This is a genomic window from Neisseria sp. HMSC070F02 (genome assembly GCF_001814225.1).
Classification (GTDB): Bacteria; Pseudomonadota; Gammaproteobacteria; order Burkholderiales; family Neisseriaceae; genus Neisseria; species Neisseria meningitidis.
The window spans coordinates 1-17,742 of sequence record NZ_KV815414.1; the positions used below are offsets into that span (position 1 = coordinate 1).

Genomic DNA, 17,742 nt, shown 5'->3' on the forward strand with positions numbered 1-17,742 from the left:
TATGCTGTCTGAAACTCGGGGACTCAGACGGCATCTGTTGGCTCTTCTTATCTTTTCAGAATGATTTCCAATACGAACTTGCTGCCCATATAGGCAATCATCAGGCTGACAAATCCGATGATGGTCCACACGGCGGCTTTTTTGCCGCGCCATGCGGTCATGCTGTGCTTGAGCAGCAGTCCGCCGTAAATCAGCCATGACAATATGCCGAATACGGTTTTATGGGTAAAGGTCATGGGTTTGCCGAATACGGCTTCGGCGAAGAATGTGCCGCTGACGACGGAATAGGTCAGCAGGATGAAACCTGCCCACATGGCCTGGAACATGAGTTTTTCCAAACTGAGCAGCGACGGCAGGAATCCTGCGAGCTTGGAGAAGCTCCTGCGGTGCAGACTCCGATTCAGCAGCAGGGTCAAAACGGACAATAATGTTGCTATGCCGAACAGCCCGTATGCGAGCAGCGAAGTTCCGATATGCAGCATAAAGGGAAGGTCAGTAATTTCATATCCCGAGAATTTTCCAGGAAAAACCAAACCTGACAGCAGCATCAGTGCGGCGCAAGGATACAGCAGCAACTGCACTCCGCGCAGCGAATAAAAGAAGCTGCCGGCAAAATAAATAAACAGCATCATCCAAACAATCAGGCTGCCGGAATACCCGAAGCCCATAATGATGATTTTGTCTTGAATGACCGGCATAAGCAGTGCCGCGCCGTGGACGGTCAATGCCGCGCCCAAAACCGGCAATTCCGTCTTCCACGGGTAATCCCGGCCGCGCCCCTGCTGTTGGCAGTGCCATGCAAATGCACCCAATCCTGCGTAAACCGCCGTCAAAAAGATGAAAACTGTCGGCATGGTGGACTTTCTCTATCTATACTGTTGCGCCGTATGCGGCCGCTTATGAAATATTGGAACTTTTAACGTTGGAATTGTAAAATCCCCATTTCGGTCAAGCCTTGACGGATTTGCCGATATGCTGTCCGGCACACAAGCCGCATCAAATTATTTTGATTTTATTTTAACAAAGAATGCCCCTGATGGGGCAAGCTATTCTTATTCAGACCAAGGACCAGTATGTTAGACAATTTAACCAGCCGCTTCAGCAATGTCTTCAAAAACATCCGCGGGCAAGCCAAACTGACCGAAGACAATATTAAAGAAGCCTTGCGCGAGGTTCGTCTTGCCCTGCTTGAGGCGGATGTCGCCCTGCCTGTCGTCAAAGAGTTCGTCAACAACGTCAAAGAAAAGGCCCTCGGTCAGGAAGTGGCGGGCAGCCTGACGCCGGATCAGGCATTTATCGGCGTGGTCAACCAAGCCTTAGTCGAACTGATGGGCAAGAAAAACAAAACGCTGGATTTGTCGGTTTCACCGCCTGCCATTGTTTTGATGGCCGGTTTGCAGGGCGCAGGCAAGACGACGACCGTCGGCAAACTCGCCCGCCTGTTGAAAAACGATCAGAAGAAAAAAGTTTTGGTGGTATCGGCCGACGTTTACCGCCCTGCCGCGATTGAGCAGCTGCGTCTGTTAGCCGAACAGGTCGGCGTGGATTTTTTCCCGTCCGATACCAACCAAAAACCGGTTGAGATTGCCACTGCCGCCGTCGATTACGCCAAAAAACATTTTTACGATGTCTTGATGGTCGATACCGCCGGCCGTTTGGCAATCGATGAAGAGATGATGAACGAAATCAAAGCCCTTCACGCGGCGGTTAACCCGGTGGAAACTTTGTTCGTCATCGATGCGATGCTGGGTCAGGATGCGGTGAACACTGCTCAGGCATTTAATGAAGCCCTGCCGCTGACCGGTGTCGTATTGACCAAGATGGACGGCGATTCGCGCGGCGGCGCAGCTTTGTCCGTGCGCCACGTAACCGGCAAACCGATTAAATTTATCGGTGTCGGCGAAAAAATCAACGGCCTCGAACCTTTCCACCCTGACCGTCTTGCCAGCCGTATCCTCGGTATGGGTGATGTATTGACCTTGATTGAAGACGTTCAAAAAGGTATTGATGAAGAAGCCGCCGCCAAAATGGCGAAAAAGCTGCACAAAGGCAAAGGCTTCGACCTCAACGACTTTAAAGAACAAATCCAGCAAATGCGCAATATGGGCGGTTTGGAAAACCTGATGTCGAAAATGCCGGGCGAACTGGGTCAAATATCGAAACAAATTCCCGAAGGCACGGCTGAAAAAGCGATGGGCAAAGTAGAAGCCATCATCAACTCGATGACCCCTAAAGAACGCGCCAACCCTGCCCTGCTCAAAGCCAGCCGCAAACGCCGTATTGCAATGGGTGCGGGCACAACCGTGCAGGAAGTGAACAAATTGCTCAAACAGTTTGAACAAATGCAACAAATGATGAAGATGTTCAGCGGCAACGGCTTGGGCAAACTGATGCGTATGGCGAAAGGAATGAAGGGAATGAAAGGAATGTTCCCGGGTTTGTAAGCCGATTTGACCGAAAACGCCGTCTAAAATTTCAGACGGCGTTTTTGTTTTATATTCTGATTTATAGTGGATTAACAAAAATCAGGACAAGGCGACCGAAGCCGCAGACATACAGATGGTACGGAACCGATTCACTCGTGCTTCAGCACCTTTAGAGAATCGTTCTCTTCGAGCTAGGGCGAGGCAACGCCGTACTGGTTTTTGTTAATCCGCTATATATTCTGATTTAAAACCATAAGGCTTTAAGCAATCATCTCTTCTATAAAGCCTAAATACAAAAGGCCGTCTGAAATCCTATTTTCAGATGGCCTTTACTCATTCAATCCTCAACTTATTGCGGCTTTTTCTGCTCTTCGCGTACTTTATCCACCAACTGGTCAATCGTGGTCATACCGGACTGCCAGTCTTTAAATTCAACTTGGTATTTGCCGCCGACAATCACAGTCGGTGTGCCGCTGATTTGGAATTTATTGGTCAACTCTTCCATTTGAGCCGCACGCGCTTGGCTTTCAGGAGCCTCAAATGCAGCCAATACTTTTTTGCCGTCAAACGCTGTTTGCTCGGACAGCCATTTTTTCAGGGTATCGGTATCGGCCAGATTGATTTTTTGATTAACCATCGCATCGAAAATATGGCTGTTGGCTTTATCTGATTCACCGGCCATTTCCACTGCGGCCGCCAAACGTGCCAAAGGTTTCATTTCATCACCCCACACGACATGCTCCCGGCGCATATAGGTATCGTCTTTAAACGTTTTGATGTGCTCGCTCAAGACCGGCTCAAGATGGGCGCAATGCGGGCAGAAGTAGCCGAAAAATTCCAATACTTCGATTTTACCGGCCTGCTGTTGCGGAATAGGCGTAGACAATACAGTGTAGTTCACACCTTCGTTCAACTCAGCAGGGGCTGCCGGAGCAGATGAGCTGCTTTGGGCGCTGTCTGCCGGAACACTGGTTTCAGCCTGTTTGCTACAAGCGGCCAATGCCAACAGGGTCAATGAAGTCAAAGCTAAGGTTTTCAGTTTCATAGGTATCTCTTGTGTGTCAGATTAATGTGCGGATTTTATGGCATTTTATTGAAGGCGTGTTCGATTTGAGTGAAAAAATGTGTTTAGTTTTATTTCAGCCTTTATAAAGGCCGTCTGAAATATGGCTTAGATAATTAGCCTTATTTTCAGACGGCCTTTGTTCTAGTAATTTACGGTTTCGGACATTTTGTCTTCAATCCGTCGATGTGTTCCATTAAGTCAGGTGGGACATGATTCCACATAGGATCAAGAATAAAATCGATACCTTCCCGTCTGGCTAATTTGGCTGCTGGGACAAAATCGGAATCACCAGAAAACAAGATGATTTTATCGGCTTGTTTTTTTAAGGTAATAGATGAAATATCCAAGCCTATACGCATATCTACACCTTTTTGTTTAACATCGAGCACGACATCGTTTTCCGTAATTTGAGTTGACGGGTTTTTCAGAAGATTTTTCATGACTTGGGGTTTTAATATCCATGCTGTATTGTCCGACAGCTTGCCTAAACGTAACGCTAATTTACGCTTCTTCTTCAATTCGGTATGCAGATTGCAACGAAATATGGCTTCCGGAGTCTTTGAAAAATCTATGGCACGATGAGATACGGGATTGTGCATTTTCTTTTCAAACGGCACGCAGTCGTAAAAGAAAATTCTATATAAATCATCCATTTGATCTGTGCCGTTGATTTTATCTTTCAGATGCAGCATCGAATATCGGAAAGCCAAATCAGCAATTCTTTTTGCATCGTGTGGATTTTGAGACAGGCCTAATGACCGTACCCGCTTAATAAAAAATGCACCGTCAATCAAAATGGCGGTTTTCATATTGCTTCCCCTATATTTGTCAAAGATATAAAAAAGCCCTTGGGATCGGCATACCCGCTATGATTTAATGGGTAATGCGTACTGCCAAGGGCGCTATTTCTTTTTGGATTATACTGATGTAGATAAAGCCTGTCAAAAAGTTCGTATGCTGAATTTACGGATTATCAGGATTTTCAGACGGCCTTTGCCTGATTTCATCAGAAACGGTAATTTACCCGGGCAGTATAGCCGCGCGGATTACCCGGCATAGAGTCCGAACGCCAATATTTTTGATTGAACAGATTGGCTGCGGCAAAGGTAACGTTAACATTTTTATGGTTCCAGCCAAGCATGGCATCAACTCGGGCAAAGCCTGGAAGCGTAGTCACTTCTTTATTTCTTGAGTTGTAACCGTAGCGTTTGCCTGTACCGGTTACGCCGATTTCGCCGTAGAGGTTTTCGGTCGGTGTATAACGGAAAAACAGGTTGCCGGTAACGTTGCTGGTATTATTCAAATGGATGCCCACTCGGTCGGGATTTTTTTTGTCTTCAACGACTTTCGCCTGCATCACGCCCAACGAACCGCGCAGATAGAGTTTTTTGGGGATGATTTGCCCGATGGCGGACAATTCCACGCCACGCGAACGGTGTTTGCCGCCGACTGCCCAAGTGTAGGGATTATTTTCCGCGTCGGGGCGGTAGCGGATATTGAAGCGTTCGATTTGGTAGGCGGACAATGTGGTGTCCAAACGATTGTCCAGCCAACTGCTTTTGACGCCGGTTTCGTATTGGCGGGTGTACTCGGGGTCGGCGTTAAACACGGCAGAAGATGACGTATCGATGCTCAAATAGCCGCCGCGTCCGCCATAAGGCGCGAAACCTTTGTTATACGAGGCGTAAAGTGTGTGAACGGGGTTGATGTTCCACACTGCGCCGATGTTGGGGCTGAACGAGTGGCCGCTGTACTGGCGGCTGTTGCCGGTGAGTTTGTTTTCGGAATTAAAGGTGTATTTGTCGTAACGACCGCCGAGGACGAATTTCAAGTCGGGCGTGGCGGAGAAGATGTTTTGCACGAAAATGCCGTAGGAGTCGGCTTTGTGGCGGTTTTGGGTGAAGACGGGTTGCAGCCTGCCCGAAGCCGGCCAGCTTGCGCGGTCGTAGGGGTTGATGGAGGCGGTAAAGGGGCGGTTGTAACCTAATGTCGGGTTGCGGTGTTCGCGGCTGTAATCCAGGCCTACGGTCAGATGGTTTTCAAAACGGCCGATGGTGTAGTCGCCGTTGAGCGTGAAGTTGGACGACAGGGTTTTGTTGTCGGTCTGCTGCCAAGCGTAGTTGCGTTTAATTAGGCTGCCGTTTTCGCTGCCTGCATAGAAATGATCAAAATCCTGCGCCGCCGTGCGGTGGGCGAGCTGCCATTGGGCACGCCATTTGTCGTTGAAGGCGTATTCAAGGTCGGAACGCCAAACTTGCAGCTTGTCTTTGACAAAATCGTTCCGGTGGGCGAACCCCATGCGGTAAGGCAGTCCGAAGCGGTCGTACACGGACTTGGTCGGACTGCGGTCGGGCGTGCGCTCCACATTGTCGTAGGTGTATTGCCCCGTCCACTTCAAGCCGTTGTCGAGTTTGACGGTAATACTGGGCGAAACCATGACATTTTTGCTGTCTATGCCGCTGCGGAACGAATTGGCGCGCCCGACTTCGCCGGTAAGACGGATGGCGACGTTTTTGTTCAGCACTTCGTTAATGTCCATATTCAGGCTGCGGTTTGCCCACGAACCGTAAACCGCACCGATGTTGCGGCTTTGTTTGAAGTTGGCGTATTTGCTGACCATGTTGATGACGCCGCCGCCGTTGGTGCGGCCGTAAAGCACGGAAGACGGGCCTTTCAGGATTTCCACGCGCTCGATGTTGGCAGTACTGCGGCGCACTTGTCCGCTTTCGCGCACGCCGTCGCGGTAAATATCGGATGCGTCGGCTTGAAAACCGCGCAGGAAAATGCTTTCACCGCGCATATCGTAGGCAGCGTCGATGCCGGCATTGCCTTCGAGGATGGAACTCAAATCGTTCGTGCCGTAATTTTTGTTTTTCTGGATATTGAGCGTATCGATGGTTTGCGGCGTTTCTTTGATGAGCTGTCCGTTGCGGGTAACGGCGGCTTCGTCGTAGTTGATGTAGCCTTTGAGTACGCTGGTGTCGGACTGTCCGACCACGGAAACGGTAGGTAGCGTGGCGGTGTAATGTTCACCATTGTCCTGCGTATCGGCGGCAGCAACAGGGAAGGAAGCAATAATCAGCGTGGGTAATAAAGCTAAATGAAATGATATTTTCATTTTTATACTCAATTTAACAAAACAACCGAATTATATTGCCTCACGGAGGAAATGAGAATAATTTCTTTTAACTATATTGAACATGATATTTGTAAACAAAGGTCTCAGAATGCGGAAAACTCGCCGCCTGATACTGAAAAATGCCGTCTGAACAGGGTTCAGACGGCATTTTTTTGACCGCGAAATTATGCGCCGAACACTTTCAAACGTTCTGCAACTGGTTCAAAGGTCTTTTCACCTGCCGCCCCTTCAATACCGCCGATAACCATTTGCGCGCGCAACAACCAGTTTTCGGGGATATTCCACGCTTTGGCAATCGCCGCATCGGGCAAGGGATTGTAATGTTGCAGGTTTGCACCTACGCCGACCGCGGCAAGTGTCGTCCAAACGGCATACTGCACCATCGCGTTCGCCTGGTCCGCCCAAACGGGAAAGTTGGCGGCATAAGCAGGGAACTGCTCCTGCAAACCTTTGACGACATTTTGATCTTCATAAAACAAAATGGTTGCCGCACCCGCCTTAAACAGGTTCAATTTTTGCGCGGTCGGTTCAAAACTGTCGGCAGGCACGGCGGCACGCAGCGCGTCTTCGACAAATTGCCACACCTTATCATGCTCTTCGCCAAACAGCACGACCACGCGGGCAGATTGGGAATTGAACGAAGAAGGTGTGTGCAAAACGGCGTGTTCGACGATTTGGACAACTTCATCTTTGCCGACGGGCAGATTTTTATTTAACGAATAAATGGAACGGCGGCTTTCGGCAGCCTGTTGCAGAGATTGACGGGTCATTTCTTTTCCTCAAAAACATTCAACAAAATACACTTTAGGCAGTCCGATTCAGGCTTTACGCTTGAAAAACAGCCTGTCCAGCGACCATGCTCCGCCGCCCGCCGCCGCGATATAGAGGAATACGAAGCAGAACAGCACTGCGGACTCGCCGCCGTTGGCAATCGGGAACAAAGCATTTCCGGAAGCGTGCGCCATAAAATAGGCAACCGCCATCTGGCCGGACAAAACAAACGCGGCAGGGCGCGCAAACAGGCCCAACACCAGCAAAATGCCGCCGACAATTTCTAAAATACCGGCAAGCAGCAACAGCCCGCCGGGCGAACCGCTGCCCATTTCAATGGGGAAGGCGAAGATTTTCGACGTACCGTGCAACAAAAACAGGTAGGCGGTTACGATACGCAAAACAGAAAGCAAAACCGGTTGGATACGGTTGCAGCAATCGGACATAAAAGCTCCTTTGATATTTGTCTTCATTTCAGGCGGTAGAGTATAGATGTTTCCCCTTTTCAAATATATACTGCTTTTATTGATACAACTTTTCCACACAAGAAAATATGGACACCCTGTTCAGCCTCAAGGTTTTCCGCCAAGTCGTCCAAAGCGGCGGCTTCACCCGCGCCGCCGACGCGCTCGGCATCTCCACCGCAATGGCAAGCAAACACGTCAGCCACTTGGAAAACACCGTCCAAGCCAAACTCCTGCACCGCAACAGCCGCAACCTCAGCCTGACCGAAGCCGGGGAAGAATACTACCGGCAATGCAGTTACGCGCTCGACACGCTCGACGATGCCGCGCAAAAAGCCGCCGGGGGGACGGAAAAACCGCAGGGGCTGCTGCGCGTAACGATGCCACTGTGGTTTGCCGGCAGCCAGATATGCAACTGGCTGGCGGAATACCGCGAACGTTATCCCGAAGTGACATTAGAACTGATTTTGGACAACCGCCACGTCGATTTGATTGCCGAAGGCGTGGATTTGGCGTTGCGCGTTTCCCAAACCCTGTCCCCGTCACTGATTGCGCGCCCACTGGCGGAAATCGAATTTGCCCTGCTTGCCTCGCCCGACTTCCTGAGGCGCAACGGCGTGCCGGAAACGCCGGAAGAAGTGGCGGGGCTGCCCGCCGTCCTGCCGACCTACACCAACCAGCAGAAACTCGACCTCACCCGCAAATCGGACGGCAAAAAATACCGGCTTGAACTGACCCCCGTCATCCGTACCGACAACACGCTGATGATGCGCGAAATGATTAAGGCGGGCGCGTGCATCGGTTATCAGCCGCTTTGGGCGGCGGAACACGATTTGCGCTGCGGCACGCTGGTGAGGCTGCTGCCCGGATACGCCGTCCCGACCGACCGGCTGAATGCCGTTTATGCAGACAGGGCATTCTTAAGCGCGAAAGTCCGCAGCTTCATCGATTTTCTGAACGAAAAAATCGCCAGCAGGAAAGGCTGCCGAAATGCCGTCTGAAACCGCCCGCCCCCTTTATGCGGACACGTGCGCCGCACACACGCTCGTCTGGTTCCGCCAAAACCTCCGCATCCGCGACAACGCCGCCTTATGCACCGCCGTTGCCGAAGGTTTGCCCGTTATCGGTATTTGGATTGACGATGCCGAAACAGACAACCCTCGCCGCGCCGCGTTCTACCGCCAATCCGCCGCCGAACTCGCCCAAGGGCTTGCAGGGCGCGGCATCCCGCTCTACACGGCGGCATCGCCTGCCGAGCTCGTCCGGCTCGCCGTCCGCCTCAATATCCGCGCCGTCATCGCCGACGAATCCCATACTTTTGCCGACAAACTCGCCGACAACGCCCTTTGGCATGAATTGGACAAACACGGCATCGCGTTAACCTTCGTCAATGACCGCGCCGTTTTCGGCAAAACCGACCTGATACCCGACGGCGGCACGGCACACACCGATTTCGACCGCTACCGCGAAGTATGGCTCGACCGCTTTTCCAAGCAGCCCCCCGCCGGTCCGGACCTATTCGCGGCATACCGCCAACCCTTCCCCGAAAACCTTTCCGCCCCGCCGCCTGCCGCCCTTTCAGACGGCATCTTCCTGCCGCAAAACAGCGGCGAAACGGCGGCTTGGCGGCAGTGGCGGCGGTTTCTCGAACAGGCGGATTCCTACTCCGTTTTAAAGGATTTCCCCTCGCGCAAACACACTTCGCTGATGGGCGCGTATTTGAGTGCCGGCTGCATCTCGCCGCGCCTGCTCGCGCGGGAAAGCCTCGAACGCCGTCTGAACGCGTGGGCGGACAACATCATCCGCCGCGATTTTTTCCTTCAACTTGCCTTGCAGCACACGGATGACGACCCTTCAGACGGCAATCCTGAACACACCCTGCGCCTGACGCTTTGGCAGCAGGGCCGGACCGGCATTCCGATTATCGATGCCGCGATGCGCTGTTTGCACAAAACCGGCAGCCTCCACCCCGCCCTGAGACGCTTGAGCGCGGATTTTTTCTGCCACGTTTTAAACCTCCCCCGCCGCGAAGGCGAGATATGGTTTGCCCGGCAGCTGACCGATTTCGATGCGGCAATCAACCAAGGCAACTGGTGGCTTGCCGCCTCACGGCACACCTGCCCCGACATTGCCGCCGCCTCATACCGTACCGACCCGGACGGTACTTTTATCAAACGGCACATTCCCGAACTCGCCCACCTGTCCGCCGACACCGTCCACACGCCTTGGCGGTTTGCCTGTTCGGTCGATACCCACGGCTATCCCGCCCATCCTGTCGCCGGTATTCCCTAAGCGGTACGGCAACCTAAAACAAATGCCGTCTAAACTTCCGTTTCAGACGGCATTGCGTCCGAATGACTCAATATCTTCCGCTTTTTTCACTTTCAATAATCAGGTATGCCCAAATCACCGCCACCCAAGCCGACACCGTTCCCATCGCCGGCAAAAAATGCTGCCAATCCGTCATCGGCGGCACAGGGCAACGGCCGCATTCGATTTCCGCGCCGCCCAACAACCGGTACAGCAACATATCCGCAATCCAAAGCAACAACGGGTATTTCAAACGCTGCAACCAAAAAACCAACCACGTCCGCACGATTCACCTCACCCCCCATTCCGACAACGATATTGTACCGCTTCCGTGCAATGTTAAAATAAGCCCACTTCTACCGCCGTACAAAACGCCATGCTCACCGATTTAGAAAAAAACGCCATCCGCGACCATTACCAAAACATCGGCAAAAACCTGCCCGGTTTCCGTCCGCGCGCTTCGCAGCGGGAAATGATTGCGGCGGTTGCCAACGCTTTTTCGCGGACGTTGGCGCGCGAAGAAGGCGGCGAGCCGCCCAAGCGCGAGGGCGAGAGCATCGCCGTAATCGAAGGGCCGACCGGCGTGGGCAAATCGCTTGCCTACCTGCTGGCGGGCGGCATCATGGCGCAGACGCGCGGCAAGCGGCTGATTGTGAGCAGCGCAACGGTTGCCTTACAGGAGCAGTTGGTTGACCGCGACCTGCCGTTTCTGGTCGAAAAAAGCGGTTTGGAACTGACCTTCGCGCTTGCCAAAGGGCGCGGCCGCTATCTCTGCCCTTACAAACTCTACCAACTGACGCAAAACAACGCCCAGCAAAACCTGCTTGGTTTTGAAGCACCGGAAGTATTGTGGGACAGCAAACCCAAGCCCGAAGAATTGAAGCTGCTGCACGACATTGCCGACGAATTTTCCGCCCGACGGTTCAACGGCGACCGCGACACTTGGCCGGAAAAAATCGATGACGCGATTTGGCTCAAAGTTACCAACGACCGCCACGGCTGCCTGAAAACCGCCTGTCCCAACCGTCCGGAATGTCCGTTTTACCTGGCACGCGATGTCTTGGAAACCGTCGATGTCGTCGTTGCCAACCACGACCTTCTGCTTGCCGACATCAGTATGGGCGGCGGCGTGATTCTGCCCGCGCCCGAAAACAGTTTCTATTGCATAGACGAAGCGCACCACCTGCCCAAAAAAGCCCTCAGCCGTTTTGCCGCCGAACATTCGTGGAATATTGCCGTTTGGACGCTGGAAAAACTGCCGCAGCTGACCGGCAAGATTGCCGCGCTTACCGATAAAGCCGAACTTGCCAACCTTGCCGACGAAGCCGCCGCATCCTTGCTCGACAGCCTGCACGAATGGCAGTTCCATTTGGCGGAAGAGCCGTCTTTGAGCTTGGGGCCGTCTGAAAACGACAGGCGAACCAACAGCGAACCGACTTGGCTGTGGGAAGACGGCAAAATCCCCGAAGGCCTCGAAACCACCGTTTCCAACACCGCCGTTGCTGTGCGCAGCCTGCTCAAACACGTTATCGGGCTGAACGATGCGCTTTCTGCCGCACGCCGCGAAAAAGAACAGGACGGCGCGCTCCTCGACCGCCTGACCGGCGATTTCGGCATCTTCATCGCCCGTATCGAACAAATCAGCGCGGTTTGGGATTTGCTCTCCACCGTCCCCCTCGAAGGCGAAGAGCCGCTGGCAAAATGGATAACCCGCCGCGCCGACGACAAAAACGACTACATTTTCAACGCCAGCCCCATCAGCAGCGCGTCCCACCTCGCCAACAGCCTGTGGCGGCGCGCGGCAGGCGCGGTATTGACCTCCGCCACCCTGCAATCCTTGGGCAACTTTAACCTGATGCTGCGCCAAACCGGGCTGCAATGGCTGCCCGAGACCACCACCCTCGCCCTCAAAAGCCCCTTTGACTTTGAAAAACAGGGCGAACTCTACATCCCCCCCATATACGCCAGCCCCAAAGACCCCGAAGCCCACACCGCCGCCATCATCGAGTGGCTGCCCAAGCTCATTTCGCCCGGCGAAGCCATCGGCACGCTCGTCTTGTTTTCCTCGCGCAAACAAATGCAGGATGTCGCCCTGCGCCTGCCCGGAGACTACCTGCCGCTCTTGCTCGTACAAGGCGAATTACCCAAAGCCGTTCTCCTGCAAAAACACCACCGGGCCATAGAAGAAGGCAAAGCCAGCATCATCTTCGGACTCGACAGCTTTGCCGAAGGACTCGACCTGCCCGGCACCGCCTGCGTGCAAGTCATCATCGCCAAACTTCCCTTCGCCATGCCCGACAACCCCATCGAAAAAACCCAAAACCGCTGGATAGAACAGCGCGGCGGCAACCCTTTCATCGAAATCACCGTCCCCGAAGCCGGCATCAAACTCATCCAGGCCGTCGGCCGCCTCATCCGCACCGAACAAGACTACGGCCGCGTAACCATCCTCGACAACCGCGTCAAAACACAGCGGTACGGCCAACAATTATTAGCCGGCCTGCCACCGTTTAAAAGGATAGGGTAAACCTACCGCCCTGCCCGCAACAGAAAGGAAAAATCATGAACTTCACCCGACTGCTCAACCAAGTCTTAAGCACGGTTCAAAAAAAAGGCAACACCTTCTCCGACAGCCCGCTCAATTCATTCGGCGGAGGCGCGCCGGTTGCCGGTGCCGCGTCCATGCTGCTGAACGGTAAAAACCGCAAAACCATTACCAAAATCGGTTCGACCGCCGCTTTGGGCTACCTCGCCTACCGGGGCTATCAGATGTGGCAGCAAAACAAAGGGCGGGCAACCGTAACACAAAGCGATTTCCAACCTGCCGGAGAAACTGAAGAAACATACAGCCGCACCGTATTGCGCACCATGATAGCCGCCGCCGCTTCAGACGGCATGATAGACGAAGCCGAACGCCGGACTATCGAACAGGAAAGCGGCACAGACCCCGAAACTGCCGCATGGCTCGCCGCCGAATACCGCCTGCCCGCAAGCATCGGGGACATCGCCACCGCCGTCGGCAACGATGAGGCGTTGGCGGCGGAGGCCTATCTGGCGGCAAGGTTGGTCTGTGCCGATTTGTCGCGGAAAGAAACCGTCTTCCTCGCCCGCCTGTCGCAGGCTTTGAAACTGGATGACAATCTGGTGGAGAGTTTGGAAAGGCAATTGGGGTTTTGATGACACAGCCAGGGAGGGAAAATCATCAAAAAACGGTTATTCCGACCCCGGCCTCAAAACGGCAAAATATAGTGGATTAACAAAAACCAGTACGGCGTTGCCTCGCCTTAGCTCAAAGAGAACGATTCTCTAAGGTGCTGAAGCACCAAGTGAGTCGGTTCCGTACCATCTGTACTGTCTGCGGCTTCGTCGCCTTGTCCTGATTTAAATTTAATCCACTATAATAGCCGCCGCCCCGAAGGGCAAACAGCGGCATAGGCTGCCAAAGGCAATATCCGACAAGAAGGCAGGCTACTGCAATGCGCCGCCGCGGGAAGATTTAAGCAGGCGTTCGTGTTTGTGAAATTCCCGCCCCATATAATAAGAACCGAAATAGGTCAGGTGGTCTTGGTCGCCGTAAAGATAGCGTCCGTGTATTTCGACCGTGTTTTTAGGCAGGTATTTCTGTGCGTCCACCCAATGCACATTGGGGATATCTTTAACCAAATCAAAGACCGCCTGATTGCTCTTGCCGATGTCGCCCATAGCCTGAATGGGGCGGAGATATTGGTTTGCGGCAAATCTTTTCAATTTTTCCTCCCTCAGGGGCGAACGGCTGATTGATGTGTTGTTTGCAAAAACATAGACGGGTTTGACGGCGGCTATCCTTTTGACGGTTTCCCTGAATCGGGCTTGGAACCCGGGTATTAGGAAGGATTGCGCTTCAAATCTCGGCACGGGCTGGCCGCCCATCCTCAAATCATAGAATTGGGCAATGAAAACGGCTTCGGCTTTTTCAACTTCATCCCGGTATTTTCGACATAACGGGTTGTCTGCCAGTGTCGTATCCACCCAAACCAAACACTCCGAATCGAGGGACAGGATTTTGGCTTTCCACCCTTCCCGGCTGCCGACATAATCCAGAAAACCCCGCAGGTGTCCGGCGTGCGAGTCGCCGAGGGTCAGGACGGTTTCCGGAAAATGATTTTCCGCAGCAAGGGGCGCGCCGGGCAACGGGCGGAGGTGTTCCTGTTTCAATATCCCCCTTGCGTACAGGTTGTAACCGACAAGTATCAGGGACGGGGCGAGATAGAGGCAGAAAAATGCCTTTTTGAAGGTCATCTTCCGTTTTCTAAGCGGCTGTTCAATCAAATAATAGCTCAACAGGGAAAATCCGGCCGTCAATGCGGCAACCGCCGATACGGCAGGCAGTCCGAGCTGTTTGTCGCCTGTAATGTAATGGGCGAAGGCAATAAAAATCCAATGGTACAGGTATAGGGAATAAGAGATTTTGCCGACAAATACGATGGGGCTTGCCGACAGGATGCGGGTCGGAAGTGTCCCGTATTGCATACTCCGGATAAGCAGTGCCGTCAGCAGGCAGGGAAGGAGCAGGGTCATTCCCGGGATAAACGGATTGTGTTTGTCAATCACGAACAGGCAGGCAAGCAATGCGCCGAAGCAGAGTAATGAAAGCAACTGCCGTTTTCCGCTTGCTGTTTGCCGTCTGCCGTTTTGCGTTTGCCCGTAAACCGCCAGCAGCGAACCTGCCAACAGCTCGGGAAACCTCAGTGTCGAAAGGTAATAAGTATTGGGTTGGTTGAGGATGTCGGTATAAAACCTGCTTGGCAAAAACGATGTGGCAGTCAAAATCAGAAATAGGATGATGCTGATGTTACGCAGCACCCGTAGCGATTTGGTTTTTTTGCAGCAAAATATCAGCAAAAGAGGATACAGGAGGTAATACTGTTCCTCTACCGCCAAAGACCAGATATGCAGTACGGGGTTCTCGTCGGCACTCAAATCGAAATACCCCTGCTGAAACCCCAGATAAATATTGGACAAGAAAACCGCAGAAAGCTCCACGGTTTTCCGCATTTGGTTGAAATCTTCGTAAAGGAAGATTTGAGAGGCAATCACCGAAGCCAGCGACACGGCCGCGATAAAGGCAGGGTAAATCCGCTTAATCCTGCGGGTATAAAAACCCCGGAAAGAAAAAGAACCGTTCTGTATTTCAGAAAGAATGATGCCGGTAATGAGGAATCCCGAGATGACAAAGAAAATGTCCACCCCCAAAAACCCTCCGGGCAGCCAGCGGTCATTCAGGTGGAAAATAATGACGGAGAGCACGGCAACGGCCCGCAATCCGTCAATTTCAGGCCTGTATCGGACAGCTTGCATAAATATCGCCCCGTATGTCCCGTTATCTTAAAAATGCCGTCTGAACGCGCGTTCAGACGGCATCGGTTTCAGTAAACGCTCAAATCCGTTTCGCCAACGCTTCAGCCTTACCCACATACAGTGCGGGGGTCAGCTCAAGCAATTTGGCTTTGGCTTCTGCCGGAATTTCCAACGACTCGATAAAGAGTTTCAACACTTCAGGCGTAATGCCGTCTTTGCCGCGCGTCAGGTCTTTCAGCTTCTCATAAGGATTGGCTACGCCGTAACGACGCATTACGGTTTGAATCGGCTCGGCGAGCAGCTCCCAAGTAGCGTCCAAATCGGCGGCAAGCGCGGCAGGGTTGGGTTCGAGCTTGTTCAGACCGCGCAGATGGGCGGCGAAACCCAACACGGCATAGCCCACGCCTACGCCCATATTGCGCAATACGGTGCTGTCGGTCAGGTCGCGCTGCCAACGGGAAATCGGCAGTTTTTCGGATAAGAAGCCCAATACGGCGTTTGCCATACCGAGGTTGCCTTCGGAGTTTTCAAAGTCGATCGGGTTGACTTTGTGCGGCATGGTGGAAGAACCGACTTCGCCTGCTTTGACTTTTTGTTTGAAGTAACCCAAAGAAATATAGCCCCAAACATCGCGGTTGAAGTCGATCAGAATCGTGTTGACACGGCTGATGGCTTGGAAGAATTCCGCCATATAGTCGTGCGGCTCGATTTGAATGGTGTAGGGGTTGAAGGTCAGGCCGAGGCTGATTTCAACGAAGTTGCGGCAATGGGTTTCCCAATCCACATCGGGATAAGCGACCATATGGGCATTGTAGTTGCCGACTGCGCCATTGATTTTGCCGAGGAACTCTTGCGCTTGCAGGTTTTTAAACTGGCGTTGCAGGCGGTACACGACATTGGCGATTTCTTTACCCAGTGTGCTTGGTGTAGCAGGCTGGCCGTGGGTGCGGCTCATCATCGGGACGGCAGCCAACTCATGCGCCATGCCGGTCAGTTTTTCGATGATTTCGGCCAGTTTCGGCAGCAAAACAGCCTCACGCGCTTCTTGCAGCATTAAAGCGTGGGACAGGTTGTTGATGTCTTCGCTGGTGCAGGCAAAGTGGATGAACTCGCTGGCAGCTGCCACTTCAGGCACGCCGGAGAAGCGTTCTTTAAGCCAATATTCAATGGCTTTGACATCATGATTGGTCGTGGCTTCGATGGCTTTGACGGCGGCCGCGTCTTCCAATGAAAAGTTTTCAATCACCGTGTCGATTTCGGCAAGCGTTTCGGCACTGAAGGGCGGCACTTCGGCAATCTTCGGCTCGGCGGCGAGGGCTTTGAGCCAGTTTAATTCGACTTTGACGCGCGCTTTCATCAGGCCGTATTCGGAAAAAATCGGGCGCAATGCTTCAACGGATTGGGCATAACGGCCGTCTAAAGGGGAAAGCGAGGCGATGGGGTTGATCATTTCGGCATCCTGTTCGGGAAAGACATCAAAAATTGTTAAATTGTTTGCAATTATACATCACTCTCAGGACGCTATGCCGTCTGAAGCCCGTGTTCCGACAGATACGCAACGATTTCGTCTTCATCGTCCGATATGGCAAACAAAGAGACCGCCCCTTCGGAAATCAGACCGCGCGCCAAAAGCTGCGCGTTTATCCACTCCGCCAAGCCCGACCAAAACGCCTTTCCGACCAAAACAATCGGACGCGGCGGCACTTTGCCCGTCTGCACCAAGGTCAGGATTTCAAACAATTCGTCCAGCGTCCCGAAGCCGCCCGGCATCACGACATATGCTTGGGAATAGCGGAAAAACACCGCCTTGCGTTCGGCAAAACGGGAAAACCGCAAGGCGATGTCCTGATACGGATTCGGTTTCTGCTCGTGCGGCAAAACGATGTTCAGCCCCACCGAAACCGACTTCCCTGCAAACGCGCCCTTGTTTGCCGCCTCCATAATCCCCGGCCCGCCGCCCGAAATGACGGCAATGCCCGAATCCGACAGCCGCCGCGCCAGACGGCAGGCGAACGCATAATCCGCATGATTCTGCGGCGTGCGCGCGCTGCCGAAGATACTGACTGCCGGAAACACGCCCGCCAATGCTTCGTCTGCCTGCCTGCGTTCGGCATCATAACGTGCCTGCTCCGGCACACGGTTTGTATTCTCCATTCCATCCTCCGTTCAAAAACAGCGATTGTACACCGTCAAAAACGTATAGTGGATTAACAAAAATCAGGACAAGGC

Annotated in this window: 15 protein-coding genes; 5 read left to right on the top strand and 10 right to left on the bottom strand. The window is 53.0% G+C overall.

Features of this window, described 5'->3' with window-relative positions:
• Positions 1 to 47 precede the first annotated feature (47 nt).
• Complete coding sequence (locus HMPREF2959_RS04845; RefSeq protein WP_002231657.1) at positions 48 to 854, bottom strand: cytochrome C assembly family protein; 807 nt, start codon at positions 852 to 854, stop codon at positions 48 to 50.
• Between the two features lie 219 nt (positions 855 to 1,073).
• Here HMPREF2959_RS04845 and ffh point away from each other — a divergent pair, with 219 nt between their 5' ends.
• A complete protein-coding gene (gene ffh / locus HMPREF2959_RS04850; protein ID WP_070696443.1) occupies positions 1,074 to 2,444 on the top strand; it encodes a signal recognition particle protein in 1,371 nt (456 codons plus the stop codon).
• A 331-nt stretch (positions 2,445 to 2,775) separates the two neighbouring features.
• On the opposite strand, the gene HMPREF2959_RS04855 is transcribed toward ffh, so the two are convergent.
• The 5 genes from HMPREF2959_RS04855 to HMPREF2959_RS04875 form a co-directional block, all read right to left on the bottom strand.
• Positions 2,776 to 3,471, bottom strand: coding sequence for a thiol:disulfide interchange protein DsbA/DsbL (locus HMPREF2959_RS04855; protein ID WP_002215704.1), 696 nt, complete (start codon positions 3,469 to 3,471; stop codon positions 2,776 to 2,778).
• 170 nt (positions 3,472 to 3,641) lie between these two features.
• Positions 3,642 to 4,301, bottom strand: a complete 660-nt coding sequence (locus HMPREF2959_RS04860; RefSeq protein WP_002218694.1) for an NYN domain-containing protein — start codon at positions 4,299 to 4,301, stop codon at positions 3,642 to 3,644.
• Positions 4,302 to 4,498: 197 nt separating this feature from the next.
• Positions 4,499 to 6,610, bottom strand: coding sequence for a TonB-dependent receptor (locus HMPREF2959_RS04865; protein WP_002236312.1), 2,112 nt, complete (start codon positions 6,608 to 6,610; stop codon positions 4,499 to 4,501).
• 185 nt (positions 6,611 to 6,795) lie between these two features.
• Positions 6,796 to 7,401 (bottom strand): nitroreductase family protein, encoded by a 606-nt coding sequence (locus HMPREF2959_RS04870; protein ID WP_002215700.1) that lies wholly within the window; start codon positions 7,399 to 7,401, stop codon positions 6,796 to 6,798.
• 48 nt (positions 7,402 to 7,449) lie between these two features.
• On the bottom strand, positions 7,450 to 7,848 hold the full coding sequence (locus HMPREF2959_RS04875; protein WP_002216361.1) for a DoxX family protein: 399 nt from the start codon (positions 7,846 to 7,848) through the stop codon (positions 7,450 to 7,452).
• A gap of 107 nt (positions 7,849 to 7,955) precedes the next feature.
• Between HMPREF2959_RS04875 and HMPREF2959_RS04880 the strand changes: the two genes are divergently transcribed.
• Both HMPREF2959_RS04880 and HMPREF2959_RS04885 read left to right on the top strand, forming a co-directional pair.
• On the top strand, positions 7,956 to 8,867 hold the full coding sequence (locus HMPREF2959_RS04880) for a LysR family transcriptional regulator (RefSeq protein ID WP_002216359.1): 912 nt from the start codon (positions 7,956 to 7,958) through the stop codon (positions 8,865 to 8,867).
• Positions 8,857 to 10,158: an FAD-binding domain-containing protein gene (locus HMPREF2959_RS04885; protein WP_002231651.1), complete on the top strand. Its 1,302-nt coding sequence runs from the start codon at positions 8,857 to 8,859 to the stop codon at positions 10,156 to 10,158. The genes HMPREF2959_RS04880 and HMPREF2959_RS04885 overlap by 11 nt, the downstream gene beginning before the upstream one ends.
• A 67-nt stretch (positions 10,159 to 10,225) precedes the next feature.
• Here the strand turns inward: HMPREF2959_RS04885 and HMPREF2959_RS12575 are convergent, their stop codons facing one another.
• The gene (locus HMPREF2959_RS12575) at positions 10,226 to 10,396 is read right to left on the bottom strand and encodes a hypothetical protein (protein ID WP_157779391.1); all 171 of its coding nucleotides are present in this window, start codon (positions 10,394 to 10,396) and stop codon (positions 10,226 to 10,228) included.
• A 156-nt stretch (positions 10,397 to 10,552) separates the two neighbouring features.
• Here HMPREF2959_RS12575 and dinG point away from each other — a divergent pair, with 156 nt between their 5' ends.
• Both dinG and HMPREF2959_RS04900 read left to right on the top strand, forming a co-directional pair.
• Complete coding sequence (gene dinG, locus HMPREF2959_RS04895) at positions 10,553 to 12,703, top strand: ATP-dependent DNA helicase DinG (protein WP_002221574.1); 2,151 nt, start codon at positions 10,553 to 10,555, stop codon at positions 12,701 to 12,703.
• 35 nt (positions 12,704 to 12,738) lie between these two features.
• Positions 12,739 to 13,353: a tellurite resistance TerB family protein gene (locus HMPREF2959_RS04900; RefSeq protein ID WP_002221575.1), complete on the top strand. Its 615-nt coding sequence runs from the start codon at positions 12,739 to 12,741 to the stop codon at positions 13,351 to 13,353.
• A 291-nt stretch (positions 13,354 to 13,644) separates the two neighbouring features.
• Here the strand turns inward: HMPREF2959_RS04900 and HMPREF2959_RS04905 are convergent, their stop codons facing one another.
• From HMPREF2959_RS04905 to HMPREF2959_RS04915, 3 genes are all read right to left on the bottom strand, one after another.
• Complete coding sequence (locus tag HMPREF2959_RS04905; RefSeq protein ID WP_002243219.1) at positions 13,645 to 15,513, bottom strand: acyltransferase family protein; 1,869 nt, start codon at positions 15,511 to 15,513, stop codon at positions 13,645 to 13,647.
• A gap of 79 nt (positions 15,514 to 15,592) precedes the next feature.
• Positions 15,593 to 16,963: an adenylosuccinate lyase gene (purB, locus tag HMPREF2959_RS04910; protein WP_002243218.1), complete on the bottom strand. Its 1,371-nt coding sequence runs from the start codon at positions 16,961 to 16,963 to the stop codon at positions 15,593 to 15,595.
• Positions 16,964 to 17,034: 71 nt separating this feature from the next.
• The gene (locus HMPREF2959_RS04915) at positions 17,035 to 17,667 is read right to left on the bottom strand and encodes an LOG family protein (protein WP_002215682.1); all 633 of its coding nucleotides are present in this window, start codon (positions 17,665 to 17,667) and stop codon (positions 17,035 to 17,037) included.
• Positions 17,668 to 17,742: the final 75 nt, after the last annotated feature.

Bases quoted from the DNA above. Each gene is read 5' to 3' on its own strand.
- HMPREF2959_RS04845 (WP_002231657.1), bottom strand. From the start codon at position 854: ATGCCGACAGTTTTCATCTTTTTGACGGCGGTTTACGCAGGATTGGGT.
- ffh (WP_070696443.1), top strand. From the start codon at position 1,074: ATGTTAGACAATTTAACCAGCCGCTTCAGCAATGTCTTCAAAAACATC.
- HMPREF2959_RS04855 (WP_002215704.1), bottom strand. From the start codon at position 3,471: ATGAAACTGAAAACCTTAGCTTTGACTTCATTGACCCTGTTGGCATTG.
- HMPREF2959_RS04860 (WP_002218694.1), bottom strand. From the start codon at position 4,301: ATGAAAACCGCCATTTTGATTGACGGTGCATTTTTTATTAAGCGGGTA.
- HMPREF2959_RS04865 (WP_002236312.1), bottom strand. From the start codon at position 6,610: ATGAAAATATCATTTCATTTAGCTTTATTACCCACGCTGATTATTGCT.
- HMPREF2959_RS04870 (WP_002215700.1), bottom strand. From the start codon at position 7,401: ATGACCCGTCAATCTCTGCAACAGGCTGCCGAAAGCCGCCGTTCCATT.
- HMPREF2959_RS04875 (WP_002216361.1), bottom strand. From the start codon at position 7,848: ATGTCCGATTGCTGCAACCGTATCCAACCGGTTTTGCTTTCTGTTTTG.
- HMPREF2959_RS04880 (WP_002216359.1), top strand. From the start codon at position 7,956: ATGGACACCCTGTTCAGCCTCAAGGTTTTCCGCCAAGTCGTCCAAAGC.
- HMPREF2959_RS04885 (WP_002231651.1), top strand. From the start codon at position 8,857: ATGCCGTCTGAAACCGCCCGCCCCCTTTATGCGGACACGTGCGCCGCA.
- HMPREF2959_RS12575 (WP_157779391.1), bottom strand. From the start codon at position 10,396: ATGTTGCTGTACCGGTTGTTGGGCGGCGCGGAAATCGAATGCGGCCGT.
- dinG (WP_002221574.1), top strand. From the start codon at position 10,553: ATGCTCACCGATTTAGAAAAAAACGCCATCCGCGACCATTACCAAAAC.
- HMPREF2959_RS04900 (WP_002221575.1), top strand. From the start codon at position 12,739: ATGAACTTCACCCGACTGCTCAACCAAGTCTTAAGCACGGTTCAAAAA.
- HMPREF2959_RS04905 (WP_002243219.1), bottom strand. From the start codon at position 15,513: ATGCAAGCTGTCCGATACAGGCCTGAAATTGACGGATTGCGGGCCGTT.
- purB (WP_002243218.1), bottom strand. From the start codon at position 16,963: ATGATCAACCCCATCGCCTCGCTTTCCCCTTTAGACGGCCGTTATGCC.
- HMPREF2959_RS04915 (WP_002215682.1), bottom strand. From the start codon at position 17,667: ATGGAGAATACAAACCGTGTGCCGGAGCAGGCACGTTATGATGCCGAA.